The 25,333-nt window shown below is 60.9% G+C and carries 18 protein-coding genes and 2 pseudogenes; 9 read left to right on the top strand and 11 right to left on the bottom strand.

The features are described from left to right. Positions 1-130 precede the first annotated feature (130 nt). The 8 genes and pseudogenes from ACFFDA_RS18070 to ACFFDA_RS18035 all read right to left on the bottom strand — a co-directional run. Positions 131-417: pseudogene (locus ACFFDA_RS18070) on the bottom strand (transposase); the annotation flags it as partial. A 156-nt stretch (positions 418-573) separates the two neighbouring features. Then, positions 574-1,926, bottom strand: a complete 1,353-nt coding sequence (locus ACFFDA_RS18065) for an HlyD family type I secretion periplasmic adaptor subunit (protein ID WP_404482171.1) — start codon at positions 1,924-1,926, stop codon at positions 574-576. A gap of 6 nt (positions 1,927-1,932) precedes the next feature. Further along, complete coding sequence (locus ACFFDA_RS18060) at positions 1,933-3,597, bottom strand: type I secretion system permease/ATPase (RefSeq protein ID WP_404482170.1); 1,665 nt, start codon at positions 3,595-3,597, stop codon at positions 1,933-1,935. 124 nt (positions 3,598-3,721) lie between these two features. Beyond that, positions 3,722-5,203 carry a TolC family outer membrane protein gene (locus ACFFDA_RS18055; protein WP_404482169.1) on the bottom strand — a complete coding sequence of 494 codons (1,482 nt, stop codon included), beginning with the start codon at positions 5,201-5,203 and terminating at the stop codon, positions 3,722-3,724. A 99-nt stretch (positions 5,204-5,302) separates the two neighbouring features. After that, positions 5,303-6,610: a cell wall hydrolase gene (locus tag ACFFDA_RS18050; protein WP_404482168.1), complete on the bottom strand. Its 1,308-nt coding sequence runs from the start codon at positions 6,608-6,610 to the stop codon at positions 5,303-5,305. Continuing rightward, complete coding sequence (locus tag ACFFDA_RS18045; protein ID WP_404482167.1) at positions 6,607-7,887, bottom strand: outer membrane beta-barrel protein; 1,281 nt, start codon at positions 7,885-7,887, stop codon at positions 6,607-6,609. Before ACFFDA_RS18045 ends, ACFFDA_RS18050 begins: the two co-directional genes overlap by 4 nt. A gap of 37 nt (positions 7,888-7,924) precedes the next feature. Next, complete coding sequence (locus ACFFDA_RS18040; protein ID WP_404482166.1) at positions 7,925-8,479, bottom strand: polysaccharide biosynthesis/export family protein; 555 nt, start codon at positions 8,477-8,479, stop codon at positions 7,925-7,927. 441 nt (positions 8,480-8,920) lie between these two features. After that, positions 8,921-9,361 (bottom strand): hypothetical protein, encoded by a 441-nt coding sequence (locus tag ACFFDA_RS18035; RefSeq protein ID WP_404482165.1) that lies wholly within the window; start codon positions 9,359-9,361, stop codon positions 8,921-8,923. A gap of 525 nt (positions 9,362-9,886) precedes the next feature. Between ACFFDA_RS18035 and ACFFDA_RS18030 the strand changes: the two genes are divergently transcribed. The 5 genes from ACFFDA_RS18030 (at position 9,887) to ACFFDA_RS18010 (ending at position 17,747) form a co-directional block, all read left to right on the top strand. Continuing rightward, positions 9,887-10,876, top strand: a complete 990-nt coding sequence (locus ACFFDA_RS18030) for a polysaccharide pyruvyl transferase family protein (protein ID WP_404482783.1) — start codon at positions 9,887-9,889, stop codon at positions 10,874-10,876. 463 nt (positions 10,877-11,339) lie between these two features. Next, positions 11,340-12,503 carry an acyltransferase family protein gene (locus ACFFDA_RS18025; RefSeq protein WP_404482164.1) on the top strand — a complete coding sequence of 388 codons (1,164 nt, stop codon included), beginning with the start codon at positions 11,340-11,342 and terminating at the stop codon, positions 12,501-12,503. A 102-nt stretch (positions 12,504-12,605) separates the two neighbouring features. Then, positions 12,606-15,266 carry a family 16 glycosylhydrolase gene (locus tag ACFFDA_RS18020; RefSeq protein ID WP_404482163.1) on the top strand — a complete coding sequence of 887 codons (2,661 nt, stop codon included), beginning with the start codon at positions 12,606-12,608 and terminating at the stop codon, positions 15,264-15,266. A gap of 121 nt (positions 15,267-15,387) precedes the next feature. Beyond that, on the top strand, positions 15,388-16,476 hold the full coding sequence (locus ACFFDA_RS18015; protein WP_404482162.1) for an acyltransferase family protein: 1,089 nt from the start codon (positions 15,388-15,390) through the stop codon (positions 16,474-16,476). Then, positions 16,473-17,747, top strand: coding sequence for an O-antigen ligase family protein (locus ACFFDA_RS18010; protein WP_404482161.1), 1,275 nt, complete (start codon positions 16,473-16,475; stop codon positions 17,745-17,747). The genes ACFFDA_RS18015 and ACFFDA_RS18010 overlap by 4 nt, the downstream gene beginning before the upstream one ends. On the opposite strand, the gene ACFFDA_RS18005 is transcribed toward ACFFDA_RS18010, so the two are convergent. After that, positions 17,739-19,082, bottom strand: coding sequence for an MFS transporter (locus ACFFDA_RS18005; RefSeq protein ID WP_404482160.1), 1,344 nt, complete (start codon positions 19,080-19,082; stop codon positions 17,739-17,741). The genes ACFFDA_RS18010 and ACFFDA_RS18005 overlap by 9 nt on opposite strands. A gap of 139 nt (positions 19,083-19,221) precedes the next feature. Beyond that, positions 19,222-19,818, bottom strand: a complete 597-nt coding sequence (locus ACFFDA_RS18000; protein ID WP_404482159.1) for a family 16 glycosylhydrolase — start codon at positions 19,816-19,818, stop codon at positions 19,222-19,224. A 597-nt stretch (positions 19,819-20,415) separates the two neighbouring features. Here ACFFDA_RS18000 and ACFFDA_RS17995 point away from each other — a divergent pair. From ACFFDA_RS17995 to ACFFDA_RS17985, 3 genes and pseudogenes are all read left to right on the top strand, one after another. Continuing rightward, complete coding sequence (locus tag ACFFDA_RS17995) at positions 20,416-21,459, top strand: glycosyltransferase family 2 protein (protein WP_404482158.1); 1,044 nt, start codon at positions 20,416-20,418, stop codon at positions 21,457-21,459. 10 nt (positions 21,460-21,469) lie between these two features. Further along, positions 21,470-22,459, top strand: a complete 990-nt coding sequence (locus ACFFDA_RS17990) for a hypothetical protein (RefSeq protein ID WP_404482157.1) — start codon at positions 21,470-21,472, stop codon at positions 22,457-22,459. An 809-nt stretch (positions 22,460-23,268) separates the two neighbouring features. Beyond that, positions 23,269-23,671, top strand: a pseudogene (locus ACFFDA_RS17985) (IS5 family transposase); the annotation flags it as partial. A 68-nt stretch (positions 23,672-23,739) separates the two neighbouring features. Here ACFFDA_RS17985 and ACFFDA_RS17980 read toward each other — a convergent pair. Beyond that, positions 23,740-24,911 (bottom strand): IS3 family transposase gene (locus ACFFDA_RS17980; protein ID WP_404482156.1). Its coding sequence is split into 2 segments (ribosomal slippage): positions 23,740-24,647 and positions 24,647-24,911, totalling 1,173 coding nucleotides; the frame shifts between segments, so codons are not numbered across the junction. Positions 24,912-24,985: 74 nt separating this feature from the next. Between ACFFDA_RS17980 and ACFFDA_RS17975 the strand changes: the two genes are divergently transcribed. Next, positions 24,986-25,246: a transposase gene (locus tag ACFFDA_RS17975; RefSeq protein ID WP_404482155.1), complete on the top strand. Its 261-nt coding sequence runs from the start codon at positions 24,986-24,988 to the stop codon at positions 25,244-25,246. The last annotated feature ends 87 nt before the right edge of the window (positions 25,247-25,333 follow it).

Genomic DNA, 25,333 nt, shown 5'->3' with positions numbered 1-25,333 from the left:
ACCTGACCCGGGGCGTTCGTTTCGAAACATGTTTCGAAATCAGTTTCATCACTCACTGGTAACCTCGCCATTTATTGCGGCGAAACTACCAACCTCGGAGCATCTGAAAATGTGGGGGATTTTTACCGCTTACCCTTAAAGCCTGCTGCCGATCGCTGCATTGGATGACCTCCACGACGAAGTCCAGATAGCTGGCCTTGTTCATGAGCTTGCGGCGCTCGTAGGCGCCATCGGCGAACAGATGCTTGACCCAGGGCCGGCGTCTGCGGATGCTATCGAGGATGGTCTGGGTGCCGGCGCTGTCCAAAATATCTGCAATGTTCAGGTGAGCATCAGCAACCTTCCATCGGTATCGACGACGATGTGTCGCTTGCGCCCCACAATCTTCTTTCCAGCGTCGAATCCGCGCTCTTGCGCTTACCAGCCCTCGTCCATCGCTAGCCTCAATAAAAGCTGCGCCTTATGAATCGCGCAGTCAACGCATAGGAAATTTCAAAAATCAACATTCTGAAAAAGTAGTGTTAGGTCCTTTTGGGGAATGCACTGAAATAATATTTCATAACACGCCTCAATTCAGCCTTCACGAAACGCGCGTGCGAGCTGATCTGCAAGTGGCTTCAGAATATAGCTCAACATGGTGCGACGGCCGGTTTGAATAAAGGTTTCCGCGGGCATGCCCGGCCGCAAGCGCAGTTTGCCGAGCTTGGCAATCTCACCCTTTGTCAGCGTTACGGTGACACGGTAGAAGGCGCTGTGGGATGCCTTGTCGTCCGTCCTGTCGGCGGAGACGTGGGTGACCGTTCCGGTAATTTCGGGTGTGGTCCGGCTTGAAAAGGCGCTGAATCGCACAGTCGCTTTTTGGCCGGTATGAATCTGATCGATGTCGACCGGTGAAATAGTCGCCTCGACGATCATGTTGTCGTCGTCAGGCACGAGTTCGAGGATGGTCTGCCCTGCAGGGACTACGCCCCCGATGGTGCGATAGGCCAGTTTGTCGACGACGCCGGCTTGTGGTGCCCGGATCACCGCGCGTTCGAAATTGTCGTCGGCCGCCACTTGGGCTCGGCGAAGCTCGCTCACTCGAGAAAGCAGGTCCATCAGTTCGGCCGCGGCGGTGCTGCGCGCATCGGCTTCGATCGAGCCCATCTGCAACCGCAATTCCCCGATACGTGCGATTCCCGAGACTACGCTTTCACGCGCGCCGCTTGCCTCCGCGGTGAGACCGGAGGCGGAGCGCTCCAGGGCATTCAGCCGATCGAGCGTCGTGTAGCGCTTTTCGTAAAGCTTGCGGGTGGCACCGAGTTCGTCGTTGATGAATGTTGCCTGGTCGGTGAAGCTCTTTGCCTTGGCGCGCGAATTCGCAACGTCTGCCTCAGCCTGCGTGATCCGCTTACCCAATTGTGCTGCCATCGATCGGCGGGTGTTGCGCCGCAGACGGAAAGTCTTGCGTTCCTGCTCCATGAGCGCAGCAAGGTTGGGATCGCTTGCGCGATGTGTCAGTTCGGCGGGGAAGGTCACATCGGTGGCATTGTCCCGCTCCGCCGTCAGTCGGGCGATGCGCGCCAGCAACTGGTCGACATTCTCTCCAGTGTAGTTCGCTGCTGCGCTCGTGACTCTGGAATCGAGGCGCATCAACGGCTGCCCCTTTTTGACGTGGTCGCCATCGCGCACCATGACGTCGGCGACGACGCCGCCGGATGGATGGGCGATTTCCTTCACGTGGGACGAGACGGTGACTTCGCTGGGCCCGATCACCGCGCCGGTCATCGGCAGAAAAGTGGCCAGCCCGCCCAGCCCGAGCACGAGCGTGCCGCAAAGTACAAGGCCCATGCGCACCTCTTTTTGCAGGCTATGCTCCGGTTGGTAGACAGCGCTGCCGAAGGGTGTGGGGAGAGTGCCGGGTTGAATGACGATCTGGCTAGTCATTGGGCCTTACTCGGCTGGAGCATCTGCGGGATGCTGGGGGGCGGGATTGAAGTTGATGCGCTTGAGCATCTCCGCACGTTCGCCCATCTGCATCATCTGGCCATTGGCCATGATCATGATGTGATCGACATGCGCAAAGATGGTCGGTCGGTGGCCGACGATCACCACGATGGCGCCGCGCTCCTTTGCGACGCGAACGGCCTCGACAAGAGCATCCTCGCCCGCTGCGTCCAAATTGGAGTTGGGTTCGTCGAGCACGATCAGAAATGGATCGCGGTAGAGGGCACGGGCCAGCGCGATACGCTGTTTCTGCCCCGCCGAGAGGCCGCCACCGCCAGCCCCGCCGAGCAGGTATTCGTAGCCGCCGGGCAGCGCCACGATCATGTCGTGGACGTCGGCGGCGCGCGCTGCGCTGATGATGCTGTCAGGATCGGGATCGTTTTCAAAGCGAGAGATGTTTTGTGCGATGGTTCCTTCGAACAACTCGATCGTCTGCGGGATGTAACCGATGTCGCGACCGAGTTGTATCGGGTCCCACTGTTCGAGCGAAGCGCCGTCCAATCTTACCGCCCCGCGCAGCAGTGGCCAGGCGCCGGTGACCGCGCGCATCAGCGTCGACTTGCCGGAGCCGCTATGGCCTATCACCGCGAGTGCCTCGCCAGCGGATAGACGGAAGGATACGTTGGCGACTGTGACGCGATGCCGTCCGGGCGGCCCGCATACCACCCCTTGTACTTCGAGGCTGGTGCAGGGGCGGGGCAGCGGCATTGGGGCTTCGCGCGGGGGCACCTGCTCCAGCAAGCCTGTGAGGCGGTGCCACGCCTGGCTGGCCTCCGTCATCGGCTTCCATTGACCGATCGTCTGTTCGACAGGCATGAGCGCCCGCGCGCTCAGGATCGAGCCAGCTATGATGACGCCGCCGGTCGCGTCTCCATCGATGACGAGGAACGCGCCCACGGCCAACACGAAAGACTGCAGGAAAAGGCGGAAGGCCTTGCCGATAACCTGCATGCGTCCAGAGACACCTGCGAGTTCGTCGTAGGCGGAAATCAGGTTGAAGCTGACAGAATCCCAGCTTGCACGGCGCCGCCCGCCCATGCCGAGCACGCGCACAACTTCGCCGTTGCGGCGCACGTCTTCGGCCATCGTAAAGCGCGCAGCGGCAATGGCCGCAGCCTGAAGTGCGGGGGCACGAACCTGCCGGTCGCCCAGGATCATCAGTGCGACCATGACCAGTACGCCCACTAGCGTAGCCAATCCCAATGCCCAGTGAAACAGGGTAAGGATCAGCAGGAACATCAGGACGTATGGCAGGTCGAGCAGAGCCAGCGGGCCAGGGCCCGTGATATATCCCCGTACCAGATCTAGGTCGCGCACCGGCGCTGCGCCTGACGGCAGGGCCCCGACTTCCTGCTCATACCGGCTGATTACGTCATAGAGACGATCGCACAGGCGCCGGTCCGCGTTCGCACCTGTGTGGAGCAGGACGCGAGACCGGATCACGTCGATGGCACCCTGGAAGATGTAGGCCACTGTGACCATGAGCAGCAGTCCGGCAAGTGTCGCCCCGCTCCGGCTGGCGAGCACGTCGTCGTAAACAAGCAGCATGAAGAACGACCCGGCCAGCAGCAGTATATTGAATACCGCGCTGAACACGAGGATCGGCCACAAGACGGGAAGTACTGCCTGTAGCATTCCCCGGACGCCTGTGAGCATGTTTTCTCGAGCCGGATTCATCGAGCATTCCCTATATCGATGAGGGAAGGGCACTGCCGCTGAAGGACGGGCGGCATTATCATTGTCCTTCCGGTTCCTGCGCCATTTCGTGATTGGGTTCGGCGTCGTTTTCGATCCGTACGGGCGAAGGCCTGAATCCGCTATCGAGAGCGACGGAATCGATCGCCTCGACCAGCCAGCCAGTCGGCAGTCCGGCATAGGGCGCCGACCTGTAGACATCCGGATCGTAGGGCGGCGTGCCGGTGGCGAAGCTTTCTGCCCGCAGTTGTCCCATGGCGCCCAGCAAGAGGGCGTGCTGTACGTATAGCTGCGTTTCGGCCTGCGCCTGTGCTTGGCGCGAGGTAAGCAGATCGCGCGCGGTATCGAGAACATCCATCGCGGTCACCTGTCCGGCCAACTGCTGTTGCTGTGATCCGTCGAGCGCGCTCTGTGCTGCGGTGACGGCGCGTATGTAGGCGGGCAGGGCACGCCGGGTAGCGGAAAGCTGATCCCAATAACTGGCAATGCTTTCACGTAAGTCGCGCGAAGTCTGCTCCAGTTGCTGGCTCGCGGAATCGGCAATTTGCTTTGCTTCACGGATGCGTGCGGAAAGCAGGCCGGCGGAATAGAGCGGGACCGTGACACCAACCTGCACTTGCGCAGCAAGCTCGCGTGGATCGTCCCGCTCGATCGTCAGGGCCGAACGGGCGAGGTTGCCCTGAACTCCAACGTAGGGACGCGCGTTGCCACGCGCCTGCGCGATCCGACCTTCGGCCGCGGCAAGGTCGAATCGCGCGGCCGCGATTGACGGACTGCCTTGCAACCCCATCGCTTGCGCTTCCTCAATCGTGCGCGGCAGCGGCGGCAGTTGGGGTAGCGGAGCAAGCGCGTCGGGGTAGTGGCCCAGCAGGTTTCTGTAGGTATTGCGGCTGGCGAGCAGATTGCCTTGTGCTAGTTCAAGCTGGGCTTGGCCGCTGAAGATACGGTTGCGGGTCTGTTGTAAGTCGGTCTCGGTGGCGAAGCGTGCAGTATAGCGGGCGTTGATCTGGTCTAGCGTCTCTGTGAGTTGCGAGAGGTTAGCGCGCGCGATGTCGACCAGTTTTTCATCGCGAAGTACGGCTGCATAGGCGATGATGACGTTAGCCATCAGTTCCTGTTCGCTTGACCGCATGTCTGCGACCGAAGCGCCGTATCCAGCTTTAGCGATGTTCTTTTGCGCGGCCAGGCGACCCGAAGTGAACAGCGGCTGGTCGAGCGTGAGAGACAGTTGCGGCGTGAAACCCTGCTGCCTGAGTGCGGTCGTGCCGTTTTGAGTGACGCGCCGCCATGCGTAAAGGTAGCTGGCATCAGCGGTAAGGGTGGGGCCGAATTGCGCCTTGGCTTGTCGGATACGTTCCACTGCAGCACGCGTGGACGCGCGGGCCGCTTCGACGCCTGGGTTCTGTCGGTACGCGCTCGCCATAGCGTCGCCAAGGGTCTCGGCCGCGATTGGGCCGGACATGCAAGATGTCATCAGTAGTGCCAACAAATGGCATCTCGCTCGTAGTGGGATGATGGTCATGACTGGGCCAATCCTCGTTCGAGAGGATTCCAGGATTGCGAAACGGATGTTAGCTGAGGCGAAGCGATGTGCTTGCCTGCATGTGAGAATGCCAGCAGATCATGATGCATGAGAAAAGTCGCCCTGGAAGTTGATCCAGCGTCGGTTCTTGTCCGAAAGGCACTGTTCGTCGGACGGGCGGTTAAAGCGCGCGCAGTCCCACAGCACGATTTCGACACCGGTTCGCTTGTCGCTTACATAGAGAAATACGACCGTACGAATGACGGGGTTCTCTGGCGAGCCAAAGAGTTGCGACCGCTGATCCCAGCCGACAACCTTGCAATAGGGGCGACCTTCGCATCGTCCCAAGCCCTGCATCGCCAGCCTGCTTCCGTCACCATTACCGTCGACGAGTATGAAGAAATCGCCATCACGAGCATTCAAAGTTCGCGAGTAAGATGCTTGAAAATCGCGCTCGGCGAGATTGGTCAGATTCTCGCTTTCGGCCAATTCACTCAGGATGGGATCGCGATGCGCGAGTGAAAGGACGGCGAGCTTTGGTTCGAACGGTTCGATATTCGCATAAGCGGCCTTGAATGCGCTTATACGGCCCCAGCCGGCATGCCAGCGGAAAAAGAGATGGGAATCTACCCGGGCGATCTTGTCAAGGGAACGGCTCCAGTAAGGGTGCACCCAATCGGTGTGATAATGCGTGGCCATTCCGACCGCGGGATAGGTTTCTCCTGTGAGGAAGGCCAATGCCGCTGTTCGTGCACGATGCCATGCCGAAGCCGAAGGAATACGCCGTAAAGCGCCGTCGCAAGTGAACGTGAACTGACACCCCGTCGTGCGCTCCGAGCCTTGATAGACCACGGCGCAGATCGAATGGGGAAATGCGGGATGGCGTACACGGTTCAGCACGACCTGAGCGATAGCAGCCTGGCCGCGCCGATCATCGCCCGCCTCATACAGCATGGCGCTGGCAAGGCAGTCACGAGCGCGTGCGAATTCAGCCCTTTCGGGCCGCATGTGAAATGGTATAGGGCGATCTGCGCCGAGCGGGATAAAAGGAACGGAGGCGTTCAATTCACGCGCCGTTATGGGGTCGAGATCGGCAAAGACCTGAAGTTCGACTTTTGGCGTTTCATGCCCGAGCGCTATTGGCGCATGCCACCGCTGCTCCATGTTTGCATATGGTGCGCGGATTTCCCGTGATCCATTCGTTTGGATGAGCAGGTAGATCGGTGGAAGTATGATGAGCGCGGCAAGAAGGAGCGCCGCTGCGCTACCGCGTTGTCGGTCTATCCGCGCGGTACGAGCACAAATTGCGATTGCTCCATGCAACCAGGACAGATAGCACCGGTGCGCGTTTGCGAACCGTCGCTCCATGGCCAACTGACCAAAAGCCAAGAAAATGCGCGCACTCATCGCGATAACGTGATGGAAATTAGGCCATAGACCTGCGAATAGCCCTCGAACGGCGCCGGGCCATTCACGAACCGCCTTGCATAGCCAAGATTGGCATCTGCAAAAAGCCAGCGGTTGAAGCGAAGTCTTGGACCTGCGGAAATTTCGATGCGGCGTGCCGAATAAGGTTGCTTGGCATAATCTTCGAGCGAAAATTTTGCTGCACCAAGCCACGATATACTGCGCTGCATTTCATATTCTGCCTCGATTTTGGCTGAAGTCAGCGTGACTGCACCGACAAGATCGTAAGGGCTGGTAGTATTGCTTTGTTCGATGCTCCCGCGCACGGCAAGCAGGCGCGAGGGGAAGTAGCGAAGATGGCCCCACAGGGCGAAGCCGGACACGGCACCGAGTGCGGGTTCCTTGAAGTCGTAGCGTCGATATCCGATACCCATTTGCGCGTAGATAAGGCGCGAGATCTCGTAGCGGATTCCTGCCGTACCATTCCAGTTTTCGGCATCGCGGTTCACCAGCCTACGTGACGGGGCATAGTTGAAATGGTCATACTCGACGCCAGCGAAAATTGCCGTGCGGCCACTGACTTCGTAGGAGGCTATTCCTTGTAAGCCGTAACGCGTGACGTTGCGAAAATGCTGATCGATAGACCCGGCCGCACTCTCCACGTCTTCGTAACGCTGGGACATGCCGATGATCTGCGTGTCGAGGGAAAGGCGATTGAATTGCTTGCGGCCGGTGAGTGATCCGTGGAGAACGCGGCGCAACAGCGGCTCGCCGCCGAGAAGATCGTTTTCGACTGTGCCGCGCTGGATTGCTTCACGGCGATAGCCTAAATTGGCGGTGATTGAATTGGGACTGGTGGTACCGCGGGCATAAGTGCCTTCAAGACGGTATTCGGCCGAATTCTGGTCTGATAGCTTGAGATAGGTGCTTGTACGAAGCATCGCTTCCAAGGAAATATTGTTGAACTTGTTTTCCTTGCGGATTCGCAAGCGCGGCTCGAACTGGAGTATGACGTCGGATTTCTTGACGCTGGTTCGAGTGAATACGTTGTCATCGCCGCGCGCGCCAAACATGACCGTCGGCAGAACGTTGAATCCGGCGAGATCATAGCCGAGTGGCTTGTACTCAGGGATCACCCTGCGTCCGGGAACATCGTCAGGTTCGCTAATGAGCGGTCCTATCGTCTGGGCCTCGGCGGGATGGGCCCAGGCAATGGACAAGACTAGCGCAGCAACCCCGGTGCACATGTACCCTATGGGGGGGGCGACGATGGTCATGGCGTTATGCCCGACGGTTATGAGCGTTTGCACAAGTTTAGAACCTGCGCTCAAGGACGCGGATCGTGTCGCCCGGTTGCACTGGAGTAGTGCCGTCGAGTCGATACAGAATTTCTGCGGCACCGTCCTTGTGGCGGATGAAGACTCGGTTTTCGTCGGCTCGATAGGTGAAGCCTGCGGACTTGGCGACTGCGCTGAATACGGTGAGCCCTTCGACGAAAGGATACTCTCCTGGCGTATTGACTTCGCCCAGAATATAGTATGGACGGAAATTGAGCACGTCGATCGCGACGCTGGGGTTGTCGAGATAGCCCTTCCTGAGTGCGATGGTTAATTTTTCGGCGAGGGCAGGGGCGCTCAATCCCTTGGTCTGGACGGCGCCGATCAGCGGAAACGCGATTGCGCCCGATCCGTCGACGAGATATTCGCCGCTGAGCTTTTCCTCCCCGTACACGGTGATCCGGAGCTTGTCTCCGGAGCCCAGTGCATAGCTTGTATCGCCGCCTATGGAGGCCAGTTCTGGCAAAGCTCCAGCGCTGGCGCAACCGGAGGCCATACCGCCTGCGATCAATAGTGAAAGGATGGCCGGCAATATCCGCATTGGTCGCCTACTCGCTACTTGAATCCGGTGAATGCCAGATCCGCAAATGTCTGAAATCGTGTCGCCATTCTGGCCTACCGAGGCGTGGCTCTTCAAAGGAAGAACCATTCAATCACGATCTTTCTTACCGGTGATTGATCCGATAGAGATCAATTATAGCCAGCGTTTGGCGGTGCTGCGCTCTCGTTCGGGTATAAATTACTCTGCCCTTTCATGGGGGCGGAAAGTCTTCCAGATGGATACGGACCAGAAGCGTCTATATGGGACCGGGCCTAATTCTGAGAGCGTTCTATACTTTAATGGACGTGTTCCGAGACCCTCGAAACCCCCGTAGAGCGGGTTACGGTAACGCGACGAACGAGAGAGGTGCCGATAGCACCTCCCTCGAACGTTCCGGCAAAGTATGCTTACTTCACGGACTTCAGATGTAAGTCAGTTGTAGAAGTTGTAGTCGCCTAGTTTGAGCAGGTTTCCGTTCGTCGATCCGACGGATATGACGTAGTCGAGGCCAGTGAGAGTGCTGTGGATGGTGTAGTACTGGGCATGAACATCCCCGGTCGGGTTCGCGCTGTTGTACCCGTATCCGGTGAACGTGATCGTCGATCCTGCACCGAAGCCCGAGAGGTACAGGAAGTCGTTGTTCCCCGCTTCGTAAACTCCGGCCCCGTGGAAATCGTATATGAAATCCTGGGTCTTGGCGCCGAGAGACGCATTGCTGCTCAGCGATGCGTCGAAGTCCGACAGCTTGATGACGAAGGCGTCGTTGCCCGAGCCGCCATAGAGGCGGTCGACGCCCTTTCCGCCCACAAGAGCGTCCTTGCTGCTGGACCCAGCGACTTTGTCGTCCCCATCGGTCCCTTTATAAGTAGTCATGCCCTTCCTCCTGAGTAATAATACGTAATTCGCTCATTTTATCGGCCGAAATGAGCGAGGTATCTCCTTCTCCGCGAATCGGAGATGGAGCGACGACCGTGTGATCGTTTACGGCTTTTTAATTATAGATCTTAGAAGGTGGGAAACTCAAGTATTGATTTTATGTATTTAATGTGAGGTGATATTTAATATATCCGTTTTGGACTAGCATTGGGTTTTCGTGCCATGTTTGTCGGGTACTACTTCCGAAGGGAATGCGGTTGCGGGCAGGTGCACGTTGCCATGTCCAGCAATGTAAGGCACTCGGATGCCACTGGAGCGGCTCATAGTGTATGTGAATAGCCCCAAGCTTGGTCGCGTCCGTGACCGATGCGGATCGCCTCTCGTCGATTTGGCGGCATCGCTACGCCCACTCGGGCGCGCGCCGAGGCGTTGTAACGCCTTTGAGCCGTCAGGATCGATTTCGGGGTGCGCTTGCAAGAACATGTCCCGCCGTTTCCGGAAGGGGCGCGGTCATTGAAACTCATGCGCTACGAACCTTCGGTTCCCAATTTCGGCGACGATCTCAATACGGTGCTATGGCCGGCGTTGGCCGCTCCATTGTTCGATGGCCGGGATGGTGGTGACGGCGATGAGGCTTTCGTCGGGATCGGTACGATCGTCGGGCTCGATCCTGGCGGCTATCGCCGCCTCCATGTATTCTCCAGTGGCGCCGGCTATACTGGGGCCGGTCGCTGGGACGGCCTCGAAGTGCAGTATCACTGTGTTCGAGGACCGATAACCGCGCGGGTCCTGGGATTGTCCGCGGACCGGCAATTGACGGACGGTGCCATATTGGCTCCGCTGGTCGACCGCTTTGCATTTCCGCCGCGGAGGGACAGGCGCACACTGGTCGTTCCTCACTACGAGACGATCGCCTTTCCTGGCTGGAAGCGGGCGGTGGACTGGGCTGGCTTTGACCTGGTAGATCCCAGGCGCAATCCGGACGAAGTGATCGCTGCTTTGTCTGGTGCGCGGCTGGTCCTGACCGAATCGCTTCATGGTGCGATCCTGGCCGACGCTTATGGCATTCCCTGGCGGCCTTTTGCCGTTTCGCGCAATTTCTCGACCGCGAAGTGGGCCGACTGGGCTGCATCCCTGGACCTCCGGGTGGAAGTCTCGCTGGTGCCGCCGCCCGATCCCATGCCCTTGCTTCGTTTCGGCAAGCGCGCGGAGCCTTTCGGAAGCATGTTGGCGCTCGATCCCGAGATTGCTTTCGGTGAGTTCAAGCGCCGGCTCCTGCCTGCATCGCCCGGGCCGTTCCTCAAGGTGCAAGCGAAGCGCGTGCTGGAAGAGTTGCCGATTGCCCGTCGACTGCTCGGGTTCAGTCCGGAGCGGACCGCCCGGGCACTGACCGAACTGGCGGGCATGGAGCCGTACGTCAGTTTTGCCGGCACGCGCGAGTTGCTACGAGATGAGATGCTGCAACGGTTGGAGGCGCTTGTAAGCAACCGCTGCAGCGCAGTGGTTGGCTGATCTTATGCAATCGGTTGCGGAGTCATCCAGGGTTTGCGATTAACCAGATGCATGGAAGTGCTGGCGTATTGGCACGAGCATGCAGACGCCTCGACACGCCCTTCGATCCAAGACTTCGGTCGCTTCACGCCCCGCTCGCATCGGGGCACCGCCGATTCTCTGGCGGGGATGGTTGGCGGGTGCAGTCATCAGTGCAGGTCTGTGGGGCGGTATCGCGATGATCGTTGCGACGTGGTGAAGTCGCCATCTTCGATTTGATCGTCGATTTTGTCGAAGCGGGGCACCTGGCGTTCCGTCAATCGACGCGGCTTTGTCCTTTTCCTCACGACGATGCTGCAATAGCCTGTATTTCGGATGTACTTCGCGTTGTGATCCTTCGCTGCAACATCTAGCCTGGGGTCATCGCAATTTGCCGGCGATCTTCCGGTACTCGCACTGATCGTGTCCTGAAAAAGATTACGCAGTGCCGCGATCCCTTGGTTATGCGCAAACGGGGAACGTCTTGAGCAGGAATCTGTCCGTCTTCCTCGACCTGCTGCGGGTCGCGGCCGCGTTACTCGTTCTCGTCGGGCACATGGGCGCTGTGTACCAACTGGAGCTGCCGGATATCCTTGCGCACAGCGCCAAGGAGGGCGTGGCCATCTTCTTCATGCTTTCGGGCTTCGTCATCGCTTTCGTGACGACCTGCAAGGAGAAGGACTGGCGCTCCTTCGCACGTGCGCGGATCTTGCGGATGGGGTCCGTGGCGCCGCTCGCCATCGTGGCCCTGCTGCTTTGCCATGCCGCAGGCTCTGTGGCCAATCCCGCACTTTACGACGTCAGCCATGCCGGGGACTCGACGCTGGGTGGCGCTCTTGTCGGCGTCAGCCCGGATTGGTTTTCGGTCCTGCGCTACCTGACTTTCACCAACGAAATCTGGTTCGATCGCGCCGTGATCTCCACCGGGGCTCCGTTCTGGTCGCTCGGGTTCGAAGCGGCCTACTATGTGGCTTTCGCCATCCTAGTGTACATGCGCGGAGCCCGGCGTTGGATTTTCGCGACCCTGTGGCTGATGGTCTGCGGGCCACGCATCGTTGTGGCCTTTCCGCTATGGCTGTTGGGCGTCGCGGCCTGGCATCTCGTGCAGTTGCGGCCGCGCGTCAGGCCGCTTGTAGGGACGGCGACCCTAGCCGTGCTGGCCCTCTCGGCGCTTGCATGGCGGCGCTGGGCAGGCGTATTCGCCGTGCCGCTGTTCGAATGGCCTGGGCCCGCGATTTTGACCGCCAGCATGGTTTATTATCTGGAACTTGGCGTGCTGGTGGCTGCGATGGTCGTCGTCTTCGCCGCATGTACGCCCGACCATTCGATTTGGCCGCCCCGAGTGGAGCGGACGATCCGTTACTGCGCCGGCGCCAGCTTCACGCTCTATATCGCTCACCTGCCTGTCATGGTGCTGCTGGCGGCGACCTGGCCTGCGAGTATCGGATCGCTTTGGCGGGGGCTGCTCGCAGCCGGGGTGAGCGTGGCGGCGACATTCATGCTGGCGGAAGCGGGCGAGCGGCGCAAGGTCGCCTATGCACGCGGTGTCATTTTCCTGTCGGAATCGCTTTCTCCTTCTAAGACAAAGAATATCCCTGCAATCGATTAAAGTCCGTTTACCAGAGTCCTTATGCCAGCATTGTGAATAACGACCATATCAATTCCCCCAACATGAAGAAGCAATTCGGCTTCTGTTTCGGGGTTTTAGATAATGGCTTTTTCCTATAAGAATGCCTATGGCAAATTACTGGGTTCATCGTCTTCGGCTGTTAAGACATTCATTGGAACGTCTTCTGCGGACGTCATCATTGGCACGGCTCAAGCCGACGTCATGCGCGGTTATGGCGGGGGCGACAGCTATTATGGTGGCCTGGGTGACGATACCTACATAATCTCCTCCGAAAAGGACAAGGTGTTCGAGGCCGCGGGCGAGGGCGTGGATACCGTGCGCTCGTCGGTCTATCACATCCTTGGCGCCAACTTCGAGAACCTCATCCTCGAGGGCAATGGCTCCTGGTACGGCGGCGGCAACGCCCTGGACAACGTCATCATCGGCAACGAATACGCGCAACAGCTCAATGGCGGCGCAGGCAACGACGTGCTCATCGGTGGCGCCGGGGCGGACACCTTCATCGTCACTGCCGGCAACGGCAGCGACGCGATCGTCGACTTCGCGTCCGGGGTCGACAAGATCCGGTTCGGCGGTTACGGCGTGACCAGCTTCGGGCAGATCCAGTCCGCCGCCAAGCAGGTGGGCGCCGATACGGTGCTGCACTTCGGCAACGGCGAGGACCTGATCCTGCGCGGCGTCAAGGCCACTAGTCTGGTCGCGTCCGACTTCAGCTACGAGATCAACCGTTCGGCACTGACGCTGAACTTCGGCGACGACTTCAACTCGCTCAGCCTCTATTCCAAGGGCGGCACCTGGCGCACCGAATATGGCAACGGCGGCCCCGGTTCGGTGGCCAGCCGCACCCTGAAGACCGAATCCGAAGTCTACATGGACTCCGACTGGGCCGGAACCGGCAAGAAGGCGCTCGGCGTCAACCCGTTCACGATCAAGGACGGCGTGCTGACGATCACGGCCGCGCCGGCTTCTGCCGACGTGCTGCCTTATATCGACGGACATACCTACACTTCCGGCCTGCTGACGACCAAGTTCACTTTCGCACAACAGTACGGATACTTCGAGATCAAAGCCGCGCTGCCTGCCGGACAGGGTTTCTGGCCTGCGTTCTGGTTGCTGCCCACCGACAACACCTGGCCACCCGAACTCGACGTGTTCGAGATGCTGGGGAAGGACCCCAACGTCGTCTACCTGACCACGCACGGCTCGGAGAACGGCAAGAACACCATGGCGCAGGACCGCGCGGTGCTCGATACCACGCAGTTCCACACATATGGCGTCGACTGGAATGCCGATCGCGTCATCTACTACATCGACGGCGTGGCGGTGGCGCAGCAGGAAACGCCCGCAGTCATGAAGAAGGAGATGTACATGCTCGTCAACCTGGCCGTCGGCGGGAACGGCAGTTGGGGTGGCGCGGCGGATGCGACCACCGGCACGGGCGAGATGAAGGTGGACTACGTGCGGGCCTATCGCACCGCCGACACCGTTTCGGCCACGATCAACGGCACGCATACAGTCTATGCGCCGGCGACCGCGACGCCGGTCACGACCGCTCCCGTTACGTCGACGCCTGCCACCACCACGCCCGTGACCCCCACGCCGCAGCCTTCGACCGTCGTTTCCGCGACCGGCAAGACCTACACCGGCACCACCGGCAACGACACGTTCCGAGTCACTTCGACTGCCGATAAGGTCGTCGAGGCGGCGGGTGGCGGAACCGACACGATCATTTCCAGCGTCAGCTACACGCTGCCTGACAATGTCGAAAACCTGTCGCTTTCCACCGAGGCCGCAATCAACGGCACCGGCAATGCGCTCGACAACCGCCTGACCGGCAATGGCGCGGTCAACGTGCTCAGGGGCCTGGCGGGCAACGACTACCTCGACGGCAACGGCGGTGCGGACACGCTCTACGGCGGGTTGGGCGACGACATCTACGTCGTCAACAGTTCCACGGTCAGGGTCGTCGAAGTGGCCAAGGAAGGTGTCGACACGGTCAACAGCACGGTTACCTATACGCTGACCGCGAACGTGGAGAACCTGCGCCTGGGCGGCACGGGCAACATCAACGGCACCGGCAATGCGGAAGACAACCGCATCATCGGCAACGCCGGCGTGAACATCCTGACCGGCCTCGCCGGCAACGACTACCTCGATGGTGCCGGCGGCCTCGACACCCTGGTAGGTGGCAAGGGCGACGACACCTATATCGTCGGTCAGGTCGGCGAGCGCGTCATCGAGCAGGCCAGCGAGGGGAACGACACAGTCTCGTCCTCGGTCAAGTTCACGCTACCTGCCAACGTCGAGATCCTTCGCCTGACGGGCAGCGCCGCGATCGATGGCGCCGGCAATACGCTGGCGAACAAGATCTACGGCAACGACGCTGCCAACAAGCTGTTCGGTTGGGCCGGCAACGACTTGCTCGACGCAGGGCTGGGCAACGACGTGCTCAACGGCGGTGCGGGCGATGATACCCTTACCGGCGGCGCGGGTGCGGACACCTTCGTCTTTGCCGCAGGCTATGGCAAGGATACGGTGACCGACTTCCAGCACGGCATGGACAAGCTCGTCCTGGTCGGCGTGAAGACGGGCGCGGTATCGATCAGCCACACAGCGACATCGACCGTGGTATCGATCGGCGCGGACAAGATCACGCTGATGGGCGATGCCCAATTCGACGTCTCGGACATCAGCTTCCTGAGCACCGTCGACTACGGCAATACGATCGGCCTGATGGCCTGATTGCCACAACATAATCCAGAATGAAGCAGTCTTCCCGGCGGTCCGGTCGACCCAGCCGCCGGGGCCCTGTATCGAAGCCGTGGCACCAGGCGTGCCGCGGCTTCGGGGGCTTCAAAGGCGGATGCTTCGTAACATACAAGCCCTGCGTGCGGCGGCGGCACTACTGGTCGTCGTCGTCCACCTGGAAGTGCAGGGCACTCCCTTGGGGCTGGGGCGAGGGTTCTTCGATCCATTCGCCGTGGGCGTGGACCTGTTCTTCGTCATCAGCGGCTTCATCATGGTCCATACAACGTCGCGCCGGTATGTTTCCCCGGGTGCGTTTTTCGTCAACCGGATCGTGCGCATAGCGCCCCTGTACTGGTTCCTGACGCTCATCGTCTTCGCGCTGGCCCTGGCCGTTCCGGCTGTGCTCGGGACCACCCGTGCGGATTGGCCCGCACTGGCGCGCTCCCTCGCATTCATTCCTTACGAGCGCGCCGACGGTACCATGCGGCCGCTACTGTTCGTGGGCTGGTCGCTCAATCTCGAAATGGCGTTCTACATGCTCTTCGCGTTTGCGCTCACGGTGTCGGGCGCGGGCAGGCGGGTGGCTTTCGGCATAGGGCTGCTCGTCCTGGCCGTTACCGCGCATTTCGTGCTGGGCGCGCGATTGTCCGGTGCGCTGCGGTTTCTGACCCAGCCGATCCTGCTGGAGTTCGCGGCGGGCATGGCGATCGGCTGGATTTACCCTCGTCTGCCCGGTTCGCGCCGCGCCGGACGATGGGCCGTGATGACCGGGGGACTGGGGCTTCTCGCCCTGGTGGTGGTCGCCAGGTGGCCCTTGCCCGGTGGTTGGCCGATTTCCCTGCCGCCCGCCTGCGTCGTGGTTCTGGCAGCGCTGGTCGCGGAGAAGGCGGGGAGGGTGATCGTTTGGCGCCCCGTGCAGGTCTTGGGAGATGCCAGCTACGCGCTTTATCTGACACACCCGTTCGTGACCCAGAGCTGGACGCTGGCTGCCATGAAGGCGGGGCTGGTCACCTCCCACACGGCACCGCTCCTGATGGTCGGGACGACGGCGTGCGCGGCCGCAGTCGGTATCGGCGTGCACTACCGGGTGGAGCGCCCGCTGGGCCGATTGGCGCAACAGGTCGTTGTCAGAATGGCGTGCGTGCGCACGGGCACCCTTTCACCGTGGCAGGCCCGGGCCACAAAGTGGAGAACGTCGAAGTGAGTGCTACGCTCGCCATGCCACTGACGCCGCGCAATCGTCTTGCCGCCGCTCTCGCGGACCGCGATCTGCAGGACGGCGCTTTCGCCGCGCTCATCGTGTCCGCGCGCATTCCCGCCAGCCTGGGGATGATGGGCGGTCTTGTTTTCCTGCTGCTGGCGGGATTGTATGCGGTGGTCAGGCTGCAACAATGCCGTGATGCTTTGTGTCGCTGCTGGGTCCAACTGGCATTCCCCGCTTTCGCGATGCTGTCGGCGGTATGGGCGGTCTATCCGGCAGTGACCTTGCGCGCGGCGGTGCAGATGACGCTGACTGCCTTTGCCGGGCTCCTGCTGTCGCAGGCAGCGCGCCCGCGTGCCGTCCTGACAGGTTTCTTCGTCGCCTACGCCGGCTACACGCTCGCGTCCGTGCTCGCGGGGAATACGCATCCCGACGGGATCGGAGGCGCACTGGCGCTTTATGGCCTCGGGGGAGAGGCCAAGAATTATTTCGCGGACACCTCGGGCACAGCCGTGCTCCTGGCCATGGTCCTGTTCGCCGCCTGCATCGAGCGGCGCAGCTTCGCGCTGGCCGCGCTCGTAGTCGGCGTCGCGGTGGCATGCGTCCTGGCGACCTTGCGCGCGCACTCCGCCGGTGCAGTCGCGGCCTTGGCGCTTTCCGCCGGGCTTCTGGCCGGGTTGCTGATTTTGCGTCAGTGGTCACCTGCCCTCAAGCTGGGCTTCGCAACATGTCTGCTGGGAATTTTCGTGCTCGCCGGGCTTTTCTTCGAGCCCCTGCTGGCGATGGTCCAGGAGATGTCTGCCAAGGATTCCGGACTCACCGGGCGTGGTTACCTCTGGTATCGGGCGGACTTCATCATCGCCCAGCGGCCGTGGTTGGGGGTAGGGTACTACGGCTTCTGGAACCCGGCCAATCCCGATGCCATCGGCCTGTGGCGCTATTTCGACGTGCGACAGGAGAGCACCGGGTTCTCCTTTCACAACAGCTATATCCAGACCCTGGTGGAAACCGGCTACATAGGCCTTGCTGTCATGGTCGGGAGCTGGATCATCGGCATAGTCGCGCTGCTGCGCCGCTTCGTGTTGACGCCTTCACTCGCTACGTGTTTCTGGCTCAGCTACATGGCGCTGCAACTGAGCAAGTCTCCGGTCGAGCCGATCCGGCCCGCCGCGCTGATCGCACCGACCATCATGCTCTTCGTCGCGCTCGGGTTTGGCGGGTTTCCCGTGACGCGCCTGGTGCCGGCGCGATCCCGGGTGCCCGGGTCAGGCTGATGGTGCACCCAGTCGGCGCTCATCCTCGCGGTCGATCGCAAGCAGCGACACACCCTTGCTTTCAGTCATGCAGAGCGCCGACAACAGGCTGATCGCGCCGGCGCCCAGTATGTAGAATGCGATAGGAAGCCAGTCGTCGTACTCGCGCAGGAGCGCGGTGCCGATCAGCGGGGCCCAGGATCCGGCGAAGATCGCGGTAACCTGGTAGCCCAGCGAAACGCCTGAGTAGCGCATCCGGGTAGGGAACATTTCCGCCATGATCGCGGGCTGCGGTGCATACATCAGCGCGTGCACGACCATGCCGATGAAGATCGCGGCCAGGATCACTGCCAGGCTGCCCGTCGAAAACATGGGAAAGGCGACGAAGGGCCACGCCATGGTGAGCGCCGCGCCCAGCATGTAGATCGGCCGGCGCCCAATTCGGTCGGCCATGGCGCCGAAGGCCGGGATCGCCAAGACGTGCAGGATATGCGCGCAGAACAGCATCGTCAGGATATTGGTCGTATTGACGCCGATGTGCGCAAGGTAGGTGATCGAGAAGGTAACGACCATGTAGTAGAGAATGTTCTCTCCCACGCGCAGGCCCATGGCGGTGAATACGCCGCGCGGATAACGCCGAAAAACCTCGACCAGGCCGTAGCCTGCATCGGCGCGCTCTTCCGCCTCTGCCTTTGCCGCCTCGAATATCGGCGAGTCCGCCACTTGCGTGCGGATGTAATAGCCGATGCCCACGATCACCGCCGACAACCAGAAGCCAATACGCCAGCCCCAGGCGAGAAACTGCGCATCCGAAAGCGTGGCTGACAGGACCAGCAGTACGATCGTCGCCAGCAAATTGCCCAAGGGTACACCGGCCTGGGGGAAACTGCCCCAGAACGCACGGCTGCGGTTCGGGCTGTGCTCCGCCACCAGCAGCACTGCACCGCCCCATTCGCCCCCCAGCGCGAAGCCCTGAACGAAGCGCAGCGTCACCAGCAGGGCCGGTGCCCAATAGCCGATCCCGGAAAAGGTCGGAAGGCAGCCCATCAGGAACGTCGAGCAACCGATCAGCATGAGGCTGAACTGGAGCAGCGACTTGCGACCGATCTTGTCGCCGATGTGGCCGAACACGATGCCGCCCAGCGGCCTGGCGATGAAGCCCACCGCATAGGTTGCGAATGCGGCAATGACGCCGTCCAATTCGTTGCCGGTGGCTGGGAAGAACAGCTTGCCGAAGATCAGCGTGGCGGCGGTTCCGTACAGGAAGAACTCGTACCATTCGACGATGGTGCCTGCCATCGACGCCCCCACAACCTTGCGCAGGTAGGGCAGGTCGGCCGTCTCTTCGTGATTCATTGCATTCACATCCCGTTCCCTCGTGCGCTCCCGGCGAACAGGACTCTGTTGACCCAGCTTCGTCGACGGCACCGCGCATATGTTGCAGCGCAATCAAATCAACTCAAGTCGTTAGAATAATAGTAGCGGTTGTGGGGCCTTATGGCAGGCGACCGTGCCCTTCGGGATAAGGCCAGGCGGTGATCCGGCGGATTTCGTAGCGCCCGGGAAACCGCGTCGTCTTGTCGGGGTAACCGCCCCAGGCGCCGCCGATGGCGAGGTTCGCGATCATGTAAGCCTTCTCGACGGTGAGCGGTGGCGGCGTCGGCGCGCTGGCCACTGGCTTGCGATCGACGAACCACACCAGTGTCCGAGCGCCCCACAGCACGCCATAGCGATGGAAGTCCACCGATGCGTCGAAGGCCAGGCGTACCCGCACGGTCTTCTTCTGTTTTCCCGCGATCACGGTGCAGAAGATCGTGCGAGGATCGCCCAGGCCCTCGACGACGTCGATTTCCCCAGCGTCGGGCCAGGCGCCTTCCACCGGCATCAGCCAAAATGCCGGCCACATTCCCTTGCCTGGCGGGAGGCGGGCTTCGATCTCGAAGTAGCCATATTTTTGCGCGAAACTGAACTTGGTCGTGATCGCACCGCCATAATAGGGTTTGTTCCAGGCGATGGAGCGCAATTTCTGGGGTGTCTGCCGTGCAAGGATGGTCAGGCGCCCGCTCTTGTGGATGAACGGGTCGAGCCCCAACGGTGTCCTCCCCGGGCCCGAGGCCGTCACTCCCGCGAAGCTAGCATCGGACGCGAAGCTGCCTGCCGACATCTGGCGATTGGAGGCCGAAGCAGGCCCGCCATATCCGAACACCGTGCGCCAGCGGTGCGGTCGGGGGGGGCGCGCCTGGTCCGCGCTCCGATCGAAAGTGGCAAAGCGTTCGTCGAAAGACGGAGGTCCCAACTGGCCCTTCGCGACAGCCTGGGCGGGAGAGGCCGGGGCCGTATGGCCGGGCCGCGGTGCCGTGGCCAAAGCATTGAACGCCAACGGGCCCGCCAGAAAACAGCCCCCCGCCGCTGCCGCGATCGGGAGCCTGCTTGCGAAGTTTCGATGGAACTCAATCATCAGGGCATGACTTGCCTTGCACGATGGGTCGAAGGACGGATCGGGCTCCTCAGCCCTCAGGTGACGTTCGTATCGTACGGCAATGCGGCGACAAGGGCCGGAGTTTTGGGTCCGGAATGGAGGTCGTTGCCGTTCACCCCGCGTACGCGCTGGACTAGGATCGTCGGTGTAGCTTCCCGGCATCGAAGCCGGTTCTCACGCTTGTCGATTTCCACGCTTGTCGAGGCCGCCATGACCACGCCCCTGGTGTCGATCCTGATCGTCGCTCGCAATGCCGCCCCGTTCATCGATGCGGCGATCCTGTCCGCTTGCGAACAGACGCTGACCGATATCGAGATCGTCGTGGTAGACGATGGATCGGTCGATGGGACCGCGCAGATCGTACGAGCCCATGTCGATCGTGATCCCCGCGTACGCTTGCTCGAAGGCCCACGGAAGGGACTGAGCGCGGTACGCAACGCGAGCCTGAACGCTGCGCGCGGACGCTTCGCGGCGATCTTGGACGCCGACGATATCTTGCATCCACGGCATCTGGAATGGCTTGTGTCCAGCCAGGCGCAGAGCGGCGCCGAAGTCTGCGCTACCAACATGGTGGAGTTTCGCGAAGAGGGCGTCGCCTTCAAGACCAGGGCTTTCGCGCAGGGCCGGCGGTGGCGCAATACGCAAGTCATCCAAGCTGCAGAATTCGTCTCGCACGGAATGATCGGTGGGAAGAGCGCGTCGCTGGGCTATCTCAAGCCCTTGTTCGACATAAACTTCCTTCGGGCGCACGACATGAAATACAAGGAGCGGCTGCGCATCGGCGAGGACTTCGATATCGTCCTGCGCGCGCTGCTTGCCGGCGCACGCTATCTCTATCTTCCCCAAACCACCTACTACTATCGCAAGCACGCGGGTTCCATCTCGCACCGTCTGGCACACGCCGATCTGGAGGAGTTGCTCCTGGCGACCCGCGCCTACCCCAAGGCAGGAGAGGTCCTTGCGGCACAATTGCAGGCGCGTTGCGACAATCTCGAAGGAGCGTTGCTACACCTCGACGTCGTTGCAGCGCTAAAGAGCCGCAGGCTGCTCCATGCTCTTTGGTTGACATCCACTCACCGCGACGCCCGTCGCCTGACACTGGCAAGCCTGTACGAAGCGGTGGGCAAGCGCATCGTACAGGCGGTTGCGCGCCGGAAACCCGCCCGCACAAGCGCACTGGCACATGACGAAAGTCCGGTGGATCGCTTGCGGGCGATTGCGCAGGCCGTGCAACCTTTCGTCCTCAGCCCATGATGGAGCCGCAATGCGTCCGTTGATCTTCCTGTTTCCTCACGATCGCATGGATGTCGGCGGCAACTCTGCGCAGATCCGATTTCTCGAAGCATGCAGCCGGTTTACCCTCGCAAGCATCGCCTATTATGGGGAGCGGATAGCGGGCCAGCTGCACATAGACGATCTGCTGTCGGTAGAGACGACGCGGCCGCAACCCATCTTTGTGATCCATTGGGGGCCGGACATCGCGACTCTGCTCGAGCGCCTTGATGGTCGAGACGTGCTCTACATTGCGCACAGTACTGGCTGGGGCATGACGATGCCATCACAAGTACCGATCCTGTGCGTCAGCCGACATACCATGGCGTACTGGGGCCGTCACGCGCCGAACTCGTACATCGCCCATGTGCCCAATGTGGTCGAATTTCCCCGTGAGGCCGTGTCCGCACCTCGCGACATCGACGTACTGGTGCAAGTCCGCAAGTCTTCCCGCTATCTGTTGGAGCAACTCGTTCCCGTCTTGCACGACCGATGCCGGGTGCAGGTCCTCGACGGATGGGTGGACGACCTGTCTGCCTGGTTCCGGCGTTCGAAAGTCTACCTCTACGATTCGCTCGAACACTGGGTCGATGTCGGAGCTACCGAAGGTTTCGGGCTGCCCCCGCTCGAGGCGATGGGGCATGGCTGCGTAGTCTTCTCTAGCGTGAACGATGCGCTTGCCGATTATCTCGATCCTGGATTTAATTGCCGGAAGATACGCGTCCATTCCCTGGCCTGGGACGTGGATGCGGTGTTGCGTGCAGTTGCAGAATGCCATCCATCGCCGCCGTCGCCGGACTGGTTCATGCCTTATTCGCCGACGCAGGTAGCTGCACGACTCGAATCCGTTCTGACCGACATCCGCCGCTTCTTCGAACTGACGGCGCGAAGCGAGCCGGATATCCAAGATCTATGGGCAATTCGCCGCCCTACGGCGTTGCAGCGAGCCAAGCGCGCGGCCAGGATTTTGGCAGGCGGTTAGAGTTTGCCTGGCGAGGTACCGCCATCGGATCATTCGACGTTCCACGACAGGCTGCGTGGGAGCACTTCAATGTCCTCTCCCTGATAGCTGTTGAAGATGACCTCGACAACGAGTTCAAGGTAGGTGGCCATAGGAACCGTCGAAGACGAGATGTTTCATTCACTGCCACCGCTGACAAATGCTATCAAGGGGCGTTTGAAAGTCCGGGCTGATCGACATGGCGCTGATGGTCAGTTGTCCATCAGCAAGAGTCAGGTGGTGTGGGCAGGTGAAGGCCGCTTGCATTCTACAACCTTCCCAACCGCCGTGCCCTGCGGACGGAGTCTTGGCCGACTGACTGGCTATGACTGCGCTGGAAGTGCCTTCTCGTCTCTAAAGCTTTCTGTCCCAACTCTATGCGACGTCATGGATTGTGGAACAAGGAACTGCAGACCAGTTCGCGGAATTAGTTACGGACCGTCAACCAAGTTCCCGGATGGATAGGTGCGCCCGCCAACCAAACCCGATCGGGCAAGGTGGAAGGCAGTGTTGACGACTTCGCTCAAATCAATCTGCTGCGGGCGACCCCGCCGCTCCGGCTCGGGCACCGGGTGGTGCAATACAATCCCATTCCTTGCTTATCGATCGGGCCTCCGGAATGGCCCCTTGTGTTCTTCGCAACCTGGCTATCCCCCTCGGTTCTTCTGAGTGCACGTCCGGGAGCTAAATTTTGCTGATACCCCCTATGGCTAGGCCGGATCGACATTCAGGATTTCCAAACGGGCAAATCGCTGATTCATAGGGTTCCGTGTTGGAGCACGGAGCGGAAGATGGTGGCGAAGCGATATGAGTTGAACGATGTGCTGTGGGCGAACATCGCGCCGCTATTACCTGGCAAGGTGGCTGATCCGGGGCGCTCCGGCACGGATAACCGCTTGTTCGTGAACGGATGTCTGTGGGTATTGCGCTCCGGGGTGCACTGGTGCGACCTGCCGGAGCGCTACGGCAAGTGGAAGACCGTTCACCGACGCTTCAGCCGCTGGTGCCATGCCGGCGTGTGGGAGCGGTTGTTCGATGCGCTGACCGCCGACCGGGACAAGCAGTATCTCATGATCGACAGCACTATCGTTCGCGCGCACCAGCAGGCGGTGACCGGAAAAGGGGGCGTGCGATCATGCGCTGGGGCGTTCCCCAGGCGGACTGAACACCAAGATCCATATGCTGGCCGATTCGCTCGTAGTGAGGTGGTCCCGCCTTCTTGGACAGTTTGGCGGCTGAGTTAAGCTAATCCCGGTTATCGTTCATGCCGCCTGTTTGATCATCAGATCATGGGGGGCATGCCCCCCATGATCTGATTGTCCGATCCGCCGATAGGCCTCGAGTGGGGTTCTCCCGGCCAGGCTCGAGTGCGGACGCTGGGTGTTGTAATAGGTGATCCACCGGCCCAGGCCAGCCCGCAGTTCGGAGCCCGTCTCAAAGGCGTGGAGATAGACGCACTCGTACTTCAAGGATCGCCAGAGGCGTTCGATGAAGACGTTGTCCATCCACCGGCCTCGGCCATCCATGCTGATGCGGACCTCGGCGTCGCGTAGCACGCTGGTGAACGCGTGCGACGTAAATTGGCTGCCCTGATCGGTATTGAAGATCTCGGGCTTGCCGAAGCGGGTCAGGGCCTCCTCCAGCGCTGCGACACAGAAGCCGGCGTCCATGGTGTTCGACAGCCGCCAGGCCAGTACCTTGCGGGTTGCCCAGTCCATGATCGCTACCAGATACAGAAAGCCGCGCCGCATGGGGATGTAGGTCACGTCGGCACACCACACGTGGTTTGGCCGCTCGATCGCCAGCTTGCGCAGCAAGTAGGGATAGACCCGGTGCTGCGGATGGGGATCGCTGGTGCGCGGCCGCTGGTAGATCGGCGTCAGCCCCATCTTCGCCATCAGCCGCCGTGCCCGACGGCGACCGACCTCATGTCCTGCACGCCGCAGGTGCCGCGCCATCTGGCGGCTGCCGTACCAGGGGCAGTCCAGAAACGTCGCGTCGATCACCGTCATCAGCGCCAGCGTCTCGTCCGTTTCCGGCACCGGGGCGTAGTAATAAGACGAACGACTGATCCGCAGCAGGCGGCATTGCGCAGAGATCGACAAGCGGTGGTGAGCAGGTTCGATCATCGCCCGCCTCCGATCCACGCTCATCGACCGAAGGCTTTCGCTAAAAAATCCCGCTCGACGACCAGTTGCCCGATCTTCGCGTGCAGCTTCTCGAGCTCGCTATCGTTGGCGGTCTTGGCCACATCGCCCGCACCGGAGAACGTGCCGGCCATCCCTTCGATGGCCTGCCGCTTCCAGGATGCGATCATCGTATGGTGCACGCCATGTTTGGCGGCTAACTCCGCCAGCGTCAGGTCACCCCGGATCGCCTCCAGCGCCACCTTCGCCTTGAAATCCGCGCTGTAGCGCTTCCTCGTCGTCTTCATTCCCGTACCAATCCGTCAGGTCGGAATTAGCTTAGCATCCTGTCCAGAAAACCGGCACCACCTCAGGTGGCGCTGTGCTCGCCGACAAAGTCTATGACAGCAAAGCCTTACGCGCGATCATCGCCGACATGGACGCCGAGGCGGTCATCCCCTCCAACCACTGCCGCAAAGTCACCATCCCACACGACACAACCGCCTATAAACGGCCGAACCGCATCGAACGACGTTTCGGCCGGCTCAAGCACTTCCGTTGCTTCGCCACACGGTACGACCGCCGCACCATCCACTTCTCAGGCTTCGTCCACCTCGCCGCTGCCATGATATGGTTACGCTGAATGTTGATCCACCCTAGGCCTCCCACCGATTTTCGAAACAAACTTTGCGAAACGGCACCATGGCGCATGTTTTCGCTTTTGCCCCAA

It is taken from the genome of Novosphingobium sp. BL-52-GroH (assembly GCF_044813085.1).
GTDB lineage: Bacteria > Pseudomonadota > Alphaproteobacteria > Sphingomonadales > Sphingomonadaceae > Novosphingobium.
Note: the sequence above shows the minus strand (reverse complement) of the source record. Positions and strands in the feature narration are given on the sequence as shown.

What these genes read in the sequence shown, in the direction of transcription:
- ACFFDA_RS18065 (WP_404482171.1), bottom strand. Translation starts at nt 1,926, where the DNA reads ATGACTAGCCAGATCGTCATTCAACCCGGCACTCTCCCCACACCCTTC.
- ACFFDA_RS18055 (WP_404482169.1), bottom strand. Translation starts at nt 5,203, where the DNA reads ATGACCATCATCCCACTACGAGCGAGATGCCATTTGTTGGCACTACTG.
- ACFFDA_RS18050 (WP_404482168.1), bottom strand. Translation starts at nt 6,610, where the DNA reads ATGAGTGCGCGCATTTTCTTGGCTTTTGGTCAGTTGGCCATGGAGCGA.
- ACFFDA_RS18045 (WP_404482167.1), bottom strand. Translation starts at nt 7,887, where the DNA reads ATGACCATCGTCGCCCCCCCCATAGGGTACATGTGCACCGGGGTTGCT.
- ACFFDA_RS18035 (WP_404482165.1), bottom strand. Translation starts at nt 9,361, where the DNA reads ATGACTACTTATAAAGGGACCGATGGGGACGACAAAGTCGCTGGGTCC.
- ACFFDA_RS18030 (WP_404482783.1), top strand. Translation starts at nt 9,887, where the DNA reads ATGCGCTACGAACCTTCGGTTCCCAATTTCGGCGACGATCTCAATACG.
- ACFFDA_RS18020 (WP_404482163.1), top strand. Translation starts at nt 12,606, where the DNA reads ATGGCTTTTTCCTATAAGAATGCCTATGGCAAATTACTGGGTTCATCG.
- ACFFDA_RS18015 (WP_404482162.1), top strand. Translation starts at nt 15,388, where the DNA reads ATGCTTCGTAACATACAAGCCCTGCGTGCGGCGGCGGCACTACTGGTC.
- ACFFDA_RS18005 (WP_404482160.1), bottom strand. Translation starts at nt 19,082, where the DNA reads ATGAATCACGAAGAGACGGCCGACCTGCCCTACCTGCGCAAGGTTGTG.
- ACFFDA_RS17995 (WP_404482158.1), top strand. Translation starts at nt 20,416, where the DNA reads ATGACCACGCCCCTGGTGTCGATCCTGATCGTCGCTCGCAATGCCGCC.
- ACFFDA_RS17990 (WP_404482157.1), top strand. Translation starts at nt 21,470, where the DNA reads ATGCGTCCGTTGATCTTCCTGTTTCCTCACGATCGCATGGATGTCGGC.